18 protein-coding genes are annotated in these 14782 nt (G+C 55.4%); 16 read left to right on the top strand and 2 right to left on the bottom strand.

Annotation, left to right across the window (positions count from 1 at the left end; genetic code table 11):
• Positions 1-14: 14 nt before the first annotated feature.
• The 4 genes from hisF to ACMZ66_RS02235 all read left to right on the top strand — a co-directional run bounded on the left by hisF (position 15) and on the right by ACMZ66_RS02235 (position 2102).
• Complete coding sequence (gene hisF / locus ACMZ66_RS02250) at positions 15-776, top strand: imidazole glycerol phosphate synthase subunit HisF (protein WP_114100438.1); 762 nt, start codon at positions 15-17, stop codon at positions 774-776.
• 4 nt (positions 777-780) lie between these two features.
• Entirely contained in the window at positions 781-1107 is a 327-nt protein-coding gene (locus tag ACMZ66_RS02245; RefSeq protein ID WP_416933999.1) for a phosphoribosyl-ATP diphosphatase, read from the top strand.
• 56 nt (positions 1108-1163) lie between these two features.
• Positions 1164-1535: a histidine triad nucleotide-binding protein gene (locus ACMZ66_RS02240; protein ID WP_416933998.1), complete on the top strand. Its 372-nt coding sequence runs from the start codon at positions 1164-1166 to the stop codon at positions 1533-1535.
• A 90-nt stretch (positions 1536-1625) separates the two neighbouring features.
• Positions 1626-2102 carry a DUF6314 family protein gene (locus tag ACMZ66_RS02235; protein ID WP_416933996.1) on the top strand — a complete coding sequence of 159 codons (477 nt, stop codon included), beginning with the start codon at positions 1626-1628 and terminating at the stop codon, positions 2100-2102.
• Between the two features lie 46 nt (positions 2103-2148).
• Here the strand turns inward: ACMZ66_RS02235 and ACMZ66_RS02230 are convergent, their stop codons facing one another.
• Positions 2149-3081: a LysR substrate-binding domain-containing protein gene (locus ACMZ66_RS02230; RefSeq protein WP_416933994.1), complete on the bottom strand. Its 933-nt coding sequence runs from the start codon at positions 3079-3081 to the stop codon at positions 2149-2151.
• A 110-nt stretch (positions 3082-3191) separates the two neighbouring features.
• On the opposite strand from ACMZ66_RS02230, the gene ACMZ66_RS02225 reads away from it, so the two are divergent.
• The 3 genes from ACMZ66_RS02225 to ACMZ66_RS02215 all read left to right on the top strand — a co-directional run bounded on the left by ACMZ66_RS02225 (position 3192) and on the right by ACMZ66_RS02215 (position 5337).
• Positions 3192-3611: a VOC family protein gene (locus ACMZ66_RS02225; protein ID WP_416933992.1), complete on the top strand. Its 420-nt coding sequence runs from the start codon at positions 3192-3194 to the stop codon at positions 3609-3611.
• A gap of 172 nt (positions 3612-3783) precedes the next feature.
• Positions 3784-4731 carry a 2-hydroxyacid dehydrogenase gene (locus ACMZ66_RS02220; RefSeq protein WP_416933990.1) on the top strand — a complete coding sequence of 316 codons (948 nt, stop codon included), beginning with the start codon at positions 3784-3786 and terminating at the stop codon, positions 4729-4731.
• 99 nt (positions 4732-4830) lie between these two features.
• Positions 4831-5337 (top strand): SRPBCC domain-containing protein, encoded by a 507-nt coding sequence (locus ACMZ66_RS02215; RefSeq protein ID WP_416933988.1) that lies wholly within the window; start codon positions 4831-4833, stop codon positions 5335-5337.
• Positions 5338-5340: 3 nt separating this feature from the next.
• On the opposite strand, the gene ACMZ66_RS02210 is transcribed toward ACMZ66_RS02215, so the two are convergent.
• Complete coding sequence (locus ACMZ66_RS02210; protein WP_416933986.1) at positions 5341-6240, bottom strand: LysR family transcriptional regulator; 900 nt, start codon at positions 6238-6240, stop codon at positions 5341-5343.
• Between the two features lie 142 nt (positions 6241-6382).
• On the opposite strand from ACMZ66_RS02210, the gene ACMZ66_RS02205 reads away from it, so the two are divergent.
• The 9 genes from ACMZ66_RS02205 to ACMZ66_RS02165 all read left to right on the top strand — a co-directional run bounded on the left by ACMZ66_RS02205 (position 6383) and on the right by ACMZ66_RS02165 (position 14775).
• Positions 6383-7123 (top strand): SDR family oxidoreductase, encoded by a 741-nt coding sequence (locus tag ACMZ66_RS02205; protein ID WP_416933984.1) that lies wholly within the window; start codon positions 6383-6385, stop codon positions 7121-7123.
• 147 nt (positions 7124-7270) lie between these two features.
• On the top strand, positions 7271-8203 hold the full coding sequence (locus tag ACMZ66_RS02200) for a bifunctional helix-turn-helix transcriptional regulator/GNAT family N-acetyltransferase (protein ID WP_416933982.1): 933 nt from the start codon (positions 7271-7273) through the stop codon (positions 8201-8203).
• Between the two features lie 43 nt (positions 8204-8246).
• A complete protein-coding gene (locus tag ACMZ66_RS02195) occupies positions 8247-8729 on the top strand; it encodes a GNAT family N-acetyltransferase (RefSeq protein ID WP_416933980.1) in 483 nt (160 codons plus the stop codon).
• A 100-nt stretch (positions 8730-8829) separates the two neighbouring features.
• Entirely contained in the window at positions 8830-9129 is a 300-nt protein-coding gene (locus ACMZ66_RS02190; protein WP_416933978.1) for a phosphoribosylpyrophosphate synthetase, read from the top strand.
• Between the two features lie 151 nt (positions 9130-9280).
• A complete protein-coding gene (locus ACMZ66_RS02185) occupies positions 9281-9868 on the top strand; it encodes a class I SAM-dependent methyltransferase (protein ID WP_416933976.1) in 588 nt (195 codons plus the stop codon).
• 175 nt (positions 9869-10043) lie between these two features.
• A complete protein-coding gene (locus ACMZ66_RS02180; RefSeq protein ID WP_416933974.1) occupies positions 10044-11258 on the top strand; it encodes an ROK family transcriptional regulator in 1215 nt (404 codons plus the stop codon).
• Complete coding sequence (locus ACMZ66_RS02175; RefSeq protein WP_416933972.1) at positions 11255-12529, top strand: M20 family metallopeptidase; 1275 nt, start codon at positions 11255-11257, stop codon at positions 12527-12529. Before ACMZ66_RS02180 ends, ACMZ66_RS02175 begins: the two co-directional genes overlap by 4 nt.
• An 82-nt stretch (positions 12530-12611) precedes the next feature.
• Complete coding sequence (locus ACMZ66_RS02170; protein WP_416933970.1) at positions 12612-13673, top strand: substrate-binding domain-containing protein; 1062 nt, start codon at positions 12612-12614, stop codon at positions 13671-13673.
• 100 nt (positions 13674-13773) lie between these two features.
• Positions 13774-14775, top strand: a complete 1002-nt coding sequence (locus tag ACMZ66_RS02165; RefSeq protein ID WP_416933968.1) for an ABC transporter permease — start codon at positions 13774-13776, stop codon at positions 14773-14775.
• The last annotated feature ends 7 nt before the right edge of the window (positions 14776-14782 follow it).

Genomic DNA, 14782 nt, shown 5'->3' with positions numbered 1-14782 from the left:
ACAGGAAAACGACCATGTTAAAAACCCGTGTTATTCCCTGTCTTGATGTCAAAGACGGCCGTGTCGTCAAAGGGGTCAATTTCGTTGATCTGATTGACGCTGGCGACCCTGTTGAGCAAGCGCGTATTTATGACGCCGAGGGCGCGGACGAGCTCTGCTTCCTTGATATCACCGCATCATCGGATAACCGCGATACCATCTTTGATGTGGTTGCCCGAACGGCTGAGGCCTGCTTTATGCCGGTTACGGTCGGTGGCGGTGTGCGGTCGCTTGAAGATATCCGCAAACTTTTGCTGGCCGGTGCGGACAAGGTTTCGATCAATACCGCTGCGGTCAAAAACCCCGATTTCGTGCGTGAAGCGGCACGCAAGTTTGGATCGCAATGCATTGTTGTGTCCATCGACGCCAAATCGGTTGGTCCGGACAAGTTTGAAATCTTCACACACGGTGGTCGCGAACCGACCGGCATTGATGCCGTTTCGTTTGCAAAACAAATGACCGAGTATGGCGCGGGCGAGCTCCTTGTCACCTCGATGGATCGCGATGGCACCAAGTCGGGCTTTAACATTCCGCTGACACGCACGATCGCTGATTCCGTCCACGTTCCGGTGATTGCATCGGGCGGCGTTGGCACCCTTGATCATATGGTCGAAGGCGTGACCGAGGGCCATGCATCAGCCGTTCTCGCCGCATCGATCTTCCATTTCGGCACCTATCGCATTCGCGAGGTCAAAGACCACATGAAGGCGGCTGGCATTCCAGTGCGTGAGGAGTAATCACATGGCTGATCAACACATCCTTGATGCGCTTTACGCCACCGTTGCCGCCCGCAAGGGTGCGGATCCGGATACCAGCTATACCGCAAAGCTGTTTTCCAAGGGCACGGCGAAAATCGCCCAGAAAGTCGGCGAAGAGGGTGTTGAAACCGTGATCGCCGCCCTTGCCGAAACGCCAGAGAAGGTCGCATCGGAGAGTGCTGATCTGCTCTACCATCTGATGGTTCTGTGGGCTGATCAGGGCGTTAAGCCCGAAGACGTCTGGAACACCTTGGCCGAACGCCAAGGCATTTCAGGTATTGCCGAAAAAGCATCGCGCAGCAAAGATTAAGGCCAACAGCCTCAACAATCCGGGCAACGTCCCGACAAGGTATCAGGAGCATCGACATGGCGATCAAAGCATACGATCCGGAAAACATCTTTGCCAAAATCCTGCGCGGCGACATCCCGTGCACCAAGGTCTATGAAGATGACCATGTGCTGGCGTTTAACGATATCGCGCCGCAGGCCCCGACCCATGTTCTGGTGATCCCGAAGGGTGCCTATACGTCCTATGACGACTTTGCCCTGAATGCATCGGACGCCGAAATCGTCGCCTATACCCGCGCGATTGGCAAAATTTCCAAGGAAGCGGGCGTTGTCGAAGACGGCTACCGCCTGATCGCCAATACCCGCGAACATGGTCGCCAGGACGTGCCGCATCTGCATGTGCACATTCTGGGTGGCACCAAATTGCCGCTGATGCTGCCAAAAGACTAAGCATCTGAAATATATTACAAAAGGCAGGGCACCGCATCGCGACCCTGCCTTTTTTATCCCCCACACCAAATGCAAAACATCAAAGCATCCATGACATCAACCAAACCAACCGCCGCTGAAATCTTTGCCGCCCTTGCCGGGAACTGGTCGCTTGAACGCGATCTGGGCGAGGTCGGGCGTTTTGTCGGTGATGTCAGCTTCCACGTGGCCGAACCCGATAAGCCAAACCTGCTGCGCTATCGCGAAGAAGGGTTTCTGACCCGCCGCGATGGCCAACGCTTTGATGGCTATCGGGAATATGACTTTGTCCTGCATGAAAATCCGGCCGCGATCGAGCTTCTGTTTCGCGATCCGCTCAGCTTCGGCAATCGCTATGTGATGCTGCAATTTGGCGAAGACGCCCATGAAGGGCTTTGTGCGCGCGACATTCATCCTTGTGGTGAGGATTTTTATCATCACTGCATGATCTGGCAGGATGAAGATCATTTCGAAACAAAAATAAAAATCACAGGCCCGAAAAAAGATCACCTGCTGCACAGCATCTATCGCCGCAAGCAGGCTGTGTAATCGACGCAAACCTCACTAATTTCAATAGAGATATCAAATCACTAGGTTACTGCGTTACATCGCGGGTCTGCGCTGCCTCTGTCAGCACCCAATCGCAAAACGCCCTGACTTCAGCAACATCCATCCGGCTTTCCGGCGTAATCAGGTAATAGCCGCCGGGGCTTTGAAGCTCTGCATCGCTGATGATCTCAAGACTGCCTTCCGCCAGCGGTCCTTCAATCAGAACCCGTGGCAGAAGGGCGATGCCCATTCCGACCTTGGCGGCCTCGATCAGCATGAAGAAATGCTCAAACCCCGGTCCGGGTGCCCCGCCAACCGCAACGCCATTGGCCTGTGCCCAATCATGCCATGCCTTGGGCCGGGTGGTGTGCACCAGTCGGGGATAACGTGATAATAGGCCACCAAGGTCGGCTGTATCGCACTTCGACACATAGCCCGGTTTGGCGACAACCACTTGGATTTCATCAAAAAGCCTGTCCGCGCGCACGCCCGACCAACTACCATCACCAAAATAAAGCCCGACATCGACAAGCCTGCCCCCCAGATCCGGGCTGCGTTCCGGGGTCGCAAAATTGAGCGCCAGGGTTTCGATCACCGGGCGGATATCAGGATATTCGTTTTGAAATCGATTTAATCTGGGAATGAGCCAAGAGCTGGCCAGCGTATGAAGTGCGCCAATCACCAATTTGCGTTCACCCGCCCCATGGGTCACCAGATCAAGGGTGGCGGCCTCGATCTCGTCCAAGGCGCGGCGCAGGCTGGGTAAATAGGCGCGGCCTGCTTCGCGTAAGCTTAGTTTTGGCCCGTTGCGATCAAACAGAACCATGCCAAGGCTGGCTTCCAGATTTGCGACCTGCTGGCTTATCGCCCCTGATGTCACCGAAAGCTCGTCCGCGGCACGGGCAAAACTGCCCAGACGTGCAGCGGCCTCAAAAGCGCGCAAGGAATTGAGCGGCGGGGTAGTCGGGCGCAGCGCCATAACAATAGATTTCCTGATGATAAATACAGAACTTCTGATTTTGTCGCTGGTATTATGCTGATTTAGACTGTCTCTAACAACCAAGCATTAGATTATCTAGGAAACCTATCATGTCTCTGCCCCCGTTCCATCTGGCTTTCCCGATCAAATCGATTGCAGATACGCGCGCGTTCTATATCGATATCCTTGGCTGTGACGAAGGCCGTTCGACCGAAGCCTGGATTGATTTTGATTTCTTTGGTCATCAGCTGTCTGCCCATGTCCGCCCCGAAGCCGGCCAGAACAAGGGTGCCGGTAATGTTGATGGTGACGCGGTTCCGATCCCGCATTTCGGCGCGGTTCTTGAATGGGCAAAATGGCATGATCTGGCCGATCGTCTCAAGGATGCCGGGGTAAAATTCCTGCTTGAACCGAAGATCCGCTTTAAGGGTGAGCCGGGCGAGCAGGGTACGTTCTTTGTCGAGGATCCGGCAGGAAATGGTCTTGAATTCAAGACCTTCCGCGACCCGGCGATGATTTTCGCCCACTGATATCGACCCATTGGCCTTGTCCCGCGGACAGCGTCCATGACAAGATCAAACCCATCGCGCCGGAACGCTTTGCGCTCTGGCGCGTTTTGTTTCCAATGGCCAAGACCACCATTGCGCCCGGAAACCAGCTACCGCAGCACGTGACACTGCCCCACACACCAAGGAGAACCCGATGTCGACCGCAAACGCCCCGCTTAATATTCTGATTTCTGCCGCTGGCGATGATGAGAAATGGAAAAGCGTGATGGTCGACCGTCTGCCCGAGGCCAATATCGTCACGGGCGATGAAAATTACGATCCCGCAACGATTGACTATGCCCTGTTCTGGAAACAGCCCCAGGGCATGATCAAGACGCTGACAAACCTTAAGGCGATCTTTTCGCTCGGTGCCGGGGTCGATCATGTGGTGTCGTCGCCGACCCTTCCGGCCGATCTTCCGGTTATTCGCCTTGAAGATGCCGGGATGGCCGATCAGATGGTGCAATATCATCTTTATGCCGCCCTTCATTTCATGCGTGATTTTGACATCTATAGCGCCCAGCAGGCCAAGGCCGACTGGACCCAGCATGATGTCGCGCGCATTTCAAAATGCCGGGTCGGTGTGATGGGGCTTGGTGCATTGGGTGCGGCCGTTGCCACATCGCTTGCCAATCTTGGCTTTGCCGTTTCGGGCTGGAGCCGCTCGATGAAGGCGATTGATGGCATTACGACCTATGCCGGCAAGGAAACGCTGGCCGAGTTCCTGGGGCAGTCCGATATCCTGATCTGCCTTTTGCCGCGCACGCCGGAAACGGAAAATGTGCTTAATAGCTCAACACTTTCCTTCCTGCCCAAGGGGGCGGCGATCATTAATGCCGCGCGCGGGGCCATGATCAATGAAGCCGATCTTCTGCGCGCGCTTGATACCGGGCATCTGCGCGGTGCGTTTTTGGATGTCGCCGTGACCGAACCGCTGCCCGAAAGCCATCCGTTCTGGGATCATGCGAAAATCCGCATCACCCCGCATATTGCGGCCGCCACCCGGTTTGAAGAATCGGTTGATCAAATTGCCGATAACCTTGATCGCCTCGCACGCGGCGAAACCCCGCGCGGTCTGGTGGATCGCCAAAACGGTTATTAAGCAAGCCCCTATCGGGTTTCGCTTGTCGGGCAGCGTGGTTTCTGAAAAGAACAAGCGTTGCCCGCATGAATGCGGCTACCCGATCACGCAGGATTTCAGATGACGGCCAAGACCTTTGTTGCCCTTCGCGTTGAATGCGATGCCCAAACCGCCTTTGATCTTTTCACCAAGGATATCGATCACTGGTGGAAGCAAGGTCCGCGCAACCGTTTGATCGGCAATCGCCCCGGCATCATGGAATTTGGCGAGAAGGATGGGGTTACATACCTTCAGGAAGTCGACAAGCGCCGCCCGGATTTCATTGTTAAGGCTGGCAAAGTCACCAAGTGGGAGCCGGGCAAACGATTGTCCTTTGAATGGCGCTGGCCAATGGCGGATCCGAAAGAACCCGTTACCATCGTTGATATCCGCTTTGCCCCGGCAGGCAATTATACCCGCATCACGCTCGAACATCTGGGATTGGAAAAGCTCTCAAACGCCCATCCAGCGCGTAACGGGCTTAATGACAACCGGTTCAAGCCGATGATGACCCATTATTGGCAGGCGCATATGGTTTCATTGCGAAACCGGATCAACATGCATTTAAACGCCAATCAGGCCGACTGATCGCTAAAACTCGATCCGCCCCAAAAGGGTACTGAGCCAGTCGACAAATACCCGCACACGTGCGGAAAGCTGCCGATTTTGCGGATACAGGATCGAGACTGGCATGGGATCAGGCGGACTATCCGGCAGGATTTCAATCAGCTTGCCCGATTTCAAATCATCCGCCACACGGTAGCGCGGCACTTGGATGATGCCAAGTCCGGCGGCCGCGCAGGCGGCATAGGTATCTGCCCCGGTGACGGAAATGCTGCTAGGAATCATCACTTCGCGCACTTTGCCATCCACCACGAAATCAAGCGCGATGGGTTTGTCATCCGCACCCGACAGGAAACTGACCATCTGATGGCCTTGGGCTTCGAGATCCTCAAGGCTTTCGGGCATCCCGATGCGTTCGATATAGGCCGGGCTTGCCACGGTTGCCTCATGTAGAAGGGCGATGCGTTTGCCAATCATGGATGAGCTGGCAAGCCCGCCACTGCGCAACACGCAATCAAAGCCTTCATGCACAAGATCGACATAACGATCGCCATCCGACAGCAAAAGCTCGATCCCGGGATAACGCTTGGTAAACTCGCCAAGGGCCGGGATGACAAAGGTGCGCGCCAGCGTGCCTTGCAAATTCACCCGCAAAAGCCCCTTGGGATCAGGGTTGGTAAAGATGCTGTCAGCTTCTTCAAGCTCGGCCAATATCCGCACACAACGCCGGTAATAGGCATCCCCGTCATGGGTCGGATTTACGGTGCGCGTGGTGCGCTCCAACAACCGTGTGCCCAGCCGGTCTTCAAGGCGCTGGATCGAATTGGTCATGGTTGCGCGCGGGATCAAAAGATCGGCTGCCGCCTTGGTAAAGCTTTTGCGCTCCACCACGCGGACAAAGTTGCGCATATCGTCAAACCGGTCCAAGCGCGCCTCTATTGTTTATGAATTTCGAACAGTCATTTCAAATATAGGCCAATTATCCGAAAAGTCATCCGGGGCATAGTAGGCCCATCGCAATTCGTCGCGGTGCCCATACCGCACCGCCCCCTGCCCAAGGAGATGCTTTATGTCCGCCAATCAAAACAGAACCGCCATCATCACTGGTGCATCGCGCGGGATCGGCGTTGCCCTTGCCAAACGTCTGGCCGCAGATGGCTTGGCCGTTGTCATCAATTATGCCAATTCGGCCAGTGCGGCCGAAGACCTGGCGGGTGAGCTGACATCACAAGGTCACAAGGCGTTGGCCGTAAAAGCCGATATCGCCCGCCCGGATGCGGTCACCGCCCTGTTTGACAAGACCATTACCGAGTTCGGTGGTGTGGATGTCATTGTGAATAATGCCGGTGTCATGACGACCCAGCCAATTGCCGAAATGGATGACGCCACCTATGACGCGATGATGGATATCAATGTGCGCGGCACATTCAACATGCTGCGCGAAGGGGCCAAACATCTGCGCGATCATGGCCGGGTGATCAATTTTTCCACCACCGCCCTTCATCTGAAACTGCCGGGTTACGCGGTTTATAACGCAACCAAGGCCGCGGTTGAGGCGATGACCGCCGTCTATGCTAAGGAACTGCGCGGGCGTCAGATCACGGTCAATGCCGTTGCCCCGGGCCCGGTTGCGACCGAACTTTTCCTGAGCGGAAAAACCGACGAGCAGGTGGCGAACTTCGCCAAGATGCCGCCGCTTGAACGCCTGGGTCAGCCTGATGATATCGCCGGCGTTGTGTCCTTCCTGGCCGGTCCGGATTCGGGTTGGGTTGATGGCCAAACGATCCGTGCCAATGGCGGGCTGGCTTAACTTTCCGATCCCCAACCCCAAGCTATCCGCCAGTTTCGGGATGCGATCAAACGGTCGCATCCCTTTTTCATGTCTATTTATTTGACTCCGTCCATTATTTATCGGACAAAGTCATATATCTTGACCGCCACCACCCAGAAAAGCCAGATGAACATCACCCAAGTTGACGATATCCGAGCCTTCAACCGTTTCTATACCCGTCAGATCGGCCTTCTGAGCGAAAGCCTGCATAAAAGCGCTTTCTCCCTGACCGAGGCCCGGGTTCTGTTTGAACTTGATGCCAGTGGCGCGCAGGTGGTGGGTAAGCTTGCCAGCACACTTGATCTTGATCCGGCCTATCTCAGCCGCATTCTGACCCGGTTTAGAAAAGCCGGGTTGATAACACTTGAAACCGACAGCAAAGACCGCCGGGTCCGCGTGGCAGAGCTTACTGATCTCGGCCGGGAAACCTATAGCGGGCTGCAATCGGCATCACGCAACGAGGTAACATCGCTGATCACCCCGCTTTCCGACGCGCAGCGCGATGAGCTGGCATCCGCGATGAAAACCATCCAGACTTTGCTGGGGTCAGAGCCCGCGCAAAGTGATAAAGCGCCCCCAAAGCCGGTCCTGATCCGCGATCATCGTCCGGGTGATCTTGGCTGGATCGTGCATCGTCATGGCGATCTTTATGCCCGCGAATATCAATGGGATGGCCGGTTTGAAGGATTGGTCGCCGAAATCGCGGCAAACTTCCTGGCCGAGCATGACCCAAAGCGCGAAGGCTGCTGGATTGCCGAACATGATGGCAAACCGGTTGGATCAATCATGCTGGTGCGTGAAAGTGATAGTGTGGCAAAGCTTCGTATTCTGTTTGTTGAACCCGATGCGCGCGGTCTTGGTATTGGCAAACATCTGGTTGATCATTGCATCGCCTTTGCCAGACGGGCCGGATATGGCGAAATCACGCTTTGGACCAATGCCAACCTGCATGCGGCGCGCAAGATTTATCAAAAGGGTGGATTTGTTTTGGTGCACGAGGAGCCCCATCACAGCTTTGGCCATGATTTGATTGGACAAAACTGGACGCTGGCACTTTAACTGGCACTCCGAACCTGGCTTCGCCCCACCAAAAGGATGCCACATGCCAACGACCACCGAGATCACGTTTCGCTATGCCACCCGCGAAGATTTGCCTTCTATCGTTGCCCTTCTGGCCGATGACGAGAAGGGCAAAACACGCGAAGAATTCACCGATCCGTTGCCGGATGCCTATTATCAGGCGTTTGATGCGATGCAATCCCAATCGACCGAAGCATTGCCGAACAAGTACCTTCTGGCCGTCCAAGATGCTGATATTGTCGGCTGTTTGCAGCTGACCCTGATTGCCGGGCTATCAAGGCGCGGTCAGCTTCGCGCACAAATCGAAGGGGTTCGGGTATCAAGCAAGGTGCGCGGTCAGAAGATCGGTGAAAAGCTGATCACCCACTCCATTTCGATTTCGAAATCACTTGGCGCAGTGCTTGTGCAATTCACCACCGACAAGACCCGCAAGGATGCCCATCGCTTCTATGAACGGCTCGGTTTCGAGGCCAGCCACGAAGGCATGAAAATGCGCCTAGACTGATCAGCGGTCGATCTTCTGGTTCATTGGCGGGGACACTTTCTGGAACAAAGCCGTCAGGCAGACGTTTTATATCCGAGTACAATCACCTCGGAGATGGAACATGACCTTGGCTGATCTTCAGGCAAACGCAAAGCAACACGGCTTTGATCATCACTTCATGTGTGAAAAGGATGGTGTGCGCAGTGACGGGACAGGTCATCTTTACACGCCGGATGAATTGCGCCTGGTCCATTCCAACAGCACCGATCACGGGACGGATCCCGGCGATGACGCCACCCTTTTCATGATCGAGGCCAATGACGGCACCAAGGGTGTGATGATCATTGCCGATGCCTTTCATGCCGACCCGCACAAGGCCCGCATCATTGACGAACTGCGTCGTAACCGCGCGGCATCCTAGGGAAATGAACGTTTTCTCTGATGTGACACCGCCCACAATCGCCCCGGCTGTTGGCTGGAAATTCGTAAAATGAACACAAACATGCACCTGTAGCGACATAAAAGGCAGGCACCTTGTTCCGATATCCTTCGCAACATGAGGCATCTCATTCATGTCGGATCTTTTGCCGTTTTTTCGCGCTTGGGTCACCGACCCCAAAAAGGTCTCGGCGATTTCGCCCTCAAGCCCGGCCTTAGCACGCCTGATCACTTCTGAAGTCACCGCCAACCAAACTCCGGTTCTTGAACTGGGTCCGGGAACGGGTGTGTTTACCCGTGCGCTTCTTGATCGTGGTGTTCGCCCGGATGACCTGACACTGATTGAAGCCGGCCCGCAATTTTCCAAACTTCTGGCCGATCGTTATCCTGGCGTGCGAATCGTTGAAATGGATGCCAGCCGATTGGGAAACGCCCAACTTTTCCAGCCCGGATCCCTGTCAAATGCCATTAGTGGCCTGCCGCTTTTATCCATGAGCCCGCGTAAAATCATCGGAATCCTGCGCGGAACCTTTGGCTATTTGCGCGAAGACGGGGCGTTTTATCAGTTCACCTATGGCCCGCGCTGCCCGGTGCCATCAGCCATCCTGTCGCGTCTTGATTTGCGGGCCACCCGCATCGGAACCACAGTGCGCAACATGCCACCTTCGTCGGTCTACAAGATCGAACGACAAAATCGCGCAACGGACCGTAAGCCTGCATAAACATTATATTTCAATATCTTAACCAGCGTTTCCAACACCTTCTAAACGCGTAGATATCCCATCTTCGCGCATTTGGCGTGCATATGGCGCTTGACATAGTTTCTTCTGATATAGATAGTTCGGTAACTGAACGAATTAAATAAACCGACAAAAATCAGATCATCAGGAGAGGCCGGTGAGCGAAACTTTGCGCATTTCCCGGAAGTTTTCCCAACGTGCAGTGATGGAGGCCATAGTCCAGAATGGCCCGATTTCGCGCGCATCGATTGCCAAGCAAACCGGACTGTCCAAACAAACGATTTCCGAAATCGTCCGCCAGCTTGAAGAAGCCAGATGGGTACAGGAAACCGGCCGCACGGCGGGCCATATTGGCCGTACCGCTGTGACCTATGAGCTGATCCCCGATGCGGCCTATATCGCCGCTGTTGACCTGGGCGGAACCAAGGTCCGTGTCGCGATTGCCGATCTCGCCTGTCAGGTCTTTGCCGAAGAAGTCGCTGCCACCGACCCGCGTGGCGGGCAGCACCTGATTGATCAGATTGTCGAACTGTGCTGGCAGGCTGCGAAAAATCAGAAGATTGATCGCAACCGCATCCGCATCGCCGTGATCGGTGTACCTGGCGCACCCGATCCCAAAACCGGCAAAGTTCTACTTGCACCCAATATTGCCGGTTTTGCCGAGATGAACGTCTTTGCCGCGTTCGAAAAGACATTCGGCTTTGATGTTATGCTTGAAAATGACGTCAATCTGGCGGTGCTGGGTGAAAACTGGCTTGGCGAAGGTCAGGGGATCGATAACCTTGCCTTCATCGCCCTTGGCACCGGGATCGGCAGTGGGTTGATGGTCAATGGCGAGCTGGTCCGTGGGGCCGGCAATGCCGCAGGCGAACTTGGCTTCTTGCCCTTTGGCGCCGATCCGTTTGATACGGAATCCATTCGCGCGGGTGCCTATGAACGCGTGGTTGCCTCGGTCGGCATGGCCCAGCGCTATAAGGCGTTAACTGGTCGTGACGTTGAAGTACCTGCGATCTTTGACGCGGCAAATGGCGGTGAAGAAGCCGCAAGCCAGGTTTTGGATGAAACCGCGCGCTATCTGGCCTTTGGCGTTGGGGCCATTGCGGCGATCGCCAACCCGGAAAAGATCATTATTGGCGGATCAATTGGCGATCGCCCGGAAATGATCGAACGCACCAAACGTTTCCTACCGCAGATCATGCCGCAATCGGTTGATATCGTCCCAAGCAGCCTGCATCAGCGTGCTGCCATCGTCGGCGCAGCTGCCATCGGCCTTGGCCATTTGCACAATACCTTCTTTGGCGCGGATGCGCCCGATGGTCGCATTTCCTTGCCACCGGCCAGCAGTGTTTCGCTGCAAGGGGCTGGAAAATGACCAATTCCAACGATCTTCATGCCAAATTGGCTGCCCTTCTTGATCGCGAAGATGCGCTTGATCTGTTTCGTGGTGCGATTGGCGCACACAGCATCACCGGCAATGAGGCCAATTTCGTCGCCTATCTCGCCAAACAGATGGAAAAGCGCGGCGTTGAGTCCATCGAAACAGCGGAATTCGAACCGGGTCGCCCCAACATCTGGGGGGAACGCAAGGGATCGGAAAACGGCAATAGTTCGAAATCGAAACGACTTCTTTTTATCGGCCATACCGACACAGTCCATGTCGATGGCTGGGAAGACCATTGGAAGGGCACGGAGCGCGAAAACCCATTTGCAGCCCCGTTGATTGATGGCGAAATCTGGGGTCGTGGGTCCGGCGACCTTAAGGCCGGAATTTGCGCATCACTCGCCGCCCTCAGCCTTCTGGATGCCGCCGGGATCAAGCTTAAGGGCGATCTTGGCTTTGCCTATGTCGGCGATGAGGAAAGCGGTCAGCCAGGCTCTGGCATTTCTGCGGGGATCAAGGATTACACCAGACGCATTCAGGCCGGCGACATCGCCAGACCCGATTTCACGGTTTATGTCGAACCGACCCGCCTGGCGGTCTATCCGGCCCAGATCGGCTTTTACATTGCAGATATCAAAATCACTGGAAAATCGGCCTATTTCGGCGTGCCGGAACTGGGCAAGGATGCGCTCAAAGCAGCACATTCTGTGATGTCCGCCCTTTGGGCCCATTCCGATGATTTGAAATCGCGTGGATCGCACGATCTGATCGGCGAGGGGTTCTTGCTGATCACGGGCCTGACCGGTGGCGGGTTCATTGCGGTTCCGGAAGAATGTAATTTATCGCTGATCCGAAAGCTTCTGCCAGGCGAAAGCCTTGATGAAGCAGCACGTGAGATGGAAGAAGTCATTCGCGGCGCGATAGCAGATCCCGATATCAGCGTTTCGATCACCTATCCGGCCGGGCGCGATCATGCGCTTGGCGGATCAGCAGCCGAAATTGACCCGGAATTGCCAGAAGTTCGCGCCCTTTCGGATGCCGTTTCCGGTGCGATGGCCGGACGTGGCGCGATTGAGGGTGCGCCTTTCTGGTCGGAAACGCCGTTCTTTGTAAACGAGCTTGGCACACCGGCGGTCTATTGCGCGCCGGGCGATATCCGTAACTGCCACACATTCGAAGAACGCGTTGATATCGAAGAATATTTTGCAGGCATCGTCGCCTTTGCCTGCTTTATGGCCCGCTATTGCGGGATCGCAGACTAACCCACGGGCGACAGCTTAAAACCACCAAAACCAAGACCAAAACAACACAACAAAAACACATCATCTATCAGAGGAATGGCTCATGTTGATCAAGGGATTGCTTAAAACCGGCCTGGTCGCCGGTATCATGATGAGTAGCGCACTCGCCCATGCCCAGACCGTTGGCCCGAATGGCGAAACCGCAACACCAAGTGCGGAAATCACCCTGTCGGATGCCGAATTCGCCAGCCTGAAGGAAAAGGGCCTGAAGGCAGCACTTCTTTGGCATACCTCGTCTGACTTCATCAATGCGGTATCTGCCGGTGCCACCGACGAGTTTGCCAAGGCAGGCGTTTCGATTGCGGTGACCACCGATGCCGGTTTTGATGCGGCGCGCCAGCGCAGCGATATTGAAACAACCCTGACGGCCGAGCCTGATGTCATTCTGGCCCTGCCGCTTGATCCGGTCACCTCGGCGGCGGCCTTCCGCGAAGCGGTCGCCAATGACACCAAGCTTGTCTTCCTGTCGAACCTACCATCCGATTACAAACATGGCAGTGACTATGCCGCCATCGTTACCGACGATCTGTTTGAAATGGGCAAGCAGGCGGCCGATGCGCTGGCTGCTGATATCGGTGGCAAGGGCAAGGTCGGCTGGATCTTCCATGATGCGACCTATTACGTCACCAATCAGCGTGACAATGCCTTCAAAACCACGATTGAAAACAGCTATCCGGACATCGAAATCGTTGCCGAACAGGGCATTACCGATCCGGCGCGCGCCGAAGAACTGGCATCTGCCATGCTGCTTCAAAACCCCGATCTTGATGGCATTTACGTCACCTGGGCCGAACCGGCCGATGGCGTTTTGGCCGCCCTTCGTGCAAGTGGCAACAAACACACCAAGATCGTGACCCTTGATCTGTCTGAACCGGTCGCACTCGACATGGTGCGCGATGGCAATGTCACCGCCATCGTCGCCGATAAGGCTTATGAGCTGGGCCGTGCAATGGCAGCGACCGGCTTGAAAGCCCTTCTGGGCGAAGAAACCCCTGCATTCATCGTTGCCCCGGCGCTGACCGTGGAAAAGGCCAACGTTCTTGAAGGCTGGAAAGAGTCGCTTAACCGCGAAGCCCCGGCCTCTGTCATCAAGACACTGAACTAACATCCATCATGCGGGGCGGCTTGATCGCCCCGCATCGATCCGCCTCGCACCACCGCGTTTCGAACTTTGCTTTGCCGCTCCGCCCAAGGAAGTGACTGATATGTCCCAATCAAAAACCGGCACCGTGCCATCGGCCAAACCCGCCGCAGGCAACCCAATTGGCCAGATCATGGGCAAGATGAACCTGCAGCAATATGTCGTTTATTTTGGCTTTCTTGCGATCTTCCTGTTCTTTGCCATCACCCTTGGCGATAACGGGTTCCTGTCGGTCAGAAACCTATCAAATATCGTGCTGCAAACTGCCCCGGCAACCATCCTTGCCATTGGTTTGGTGTTTGTTCTTTCCGCGGGCGAGATTGATCTTTCCTTTGGCTCCATCGTTGCCATTTCCGCGCTTTCGGCGGCGGTTGTCATGAATGAATATGGCATGACGGCCGGTATTCTTGCCGGAATGGGGGCTGGCATTCTGGCCGGTGCGCTTAATGGTGCGGTTGTTGCCTTCATTCGTTTGCCGTCCTTCCTTGTTACCCTTGCCACCATGGGGCTGTTTGCTGGTATTGCACGTTCCATGACCGATCTGCGCTCGATCCCGGTGCTTGATCTGGAGTTTGCCGGGTTCTTTGGATCGGGCAGTTTTCTCGGCATTCCGTCGCTAATCTGGTGGACGGTTCTGGCTGCGGCGGTTGGCCATTTCATTTACCGCGAAACACGCTTTGGCGCCCATGTGCTGGCGACGGGCGATAACCCGCGTGCGGCAAGCGTTTCCGGGATCAAGGTTGCGCGCATTCGCCTTTATGTTCTGACCCTTTCAGGTGCGTTGGCGGGCCTTGCCGGGCTTTTATATGCCGGACGTTTGCAGGCCGCGAAATACACCCTTGGTGAGTCTGATCTGATGACTGTGATTGCCGCTGTCATTGTCGGTGGCACGCTGCTTCATGGCGGCAAGGGCACCATCATTGGTGCGCTGATCGGGTCTCTGATGATGGGAATGCTTAATAACGGACTGATCCTGATGGGGCTTTCAGTGTCTGATCAGATGATTGTCCGTGGCCTGATCATTCTTGCCGCTGTTGCCGTCTCATTGCGCGAAAAAGCCCGCTAAGAAGGAA

The sequence above is a fragment of the Thalassospira sp. genome (assembly GCF_048059015.1).
Classification (GTDB): Bacteria; Pseudomonadota; Alphaproteobacteria; order Rhodospirillales; family Thalassospiraceae; genus Thalassospira.
The sequence above is the reverse complement of the archived record's forward strand: the minus strand, read 5'-3'. Positions and strand labels throughout refer to the sequence as shown.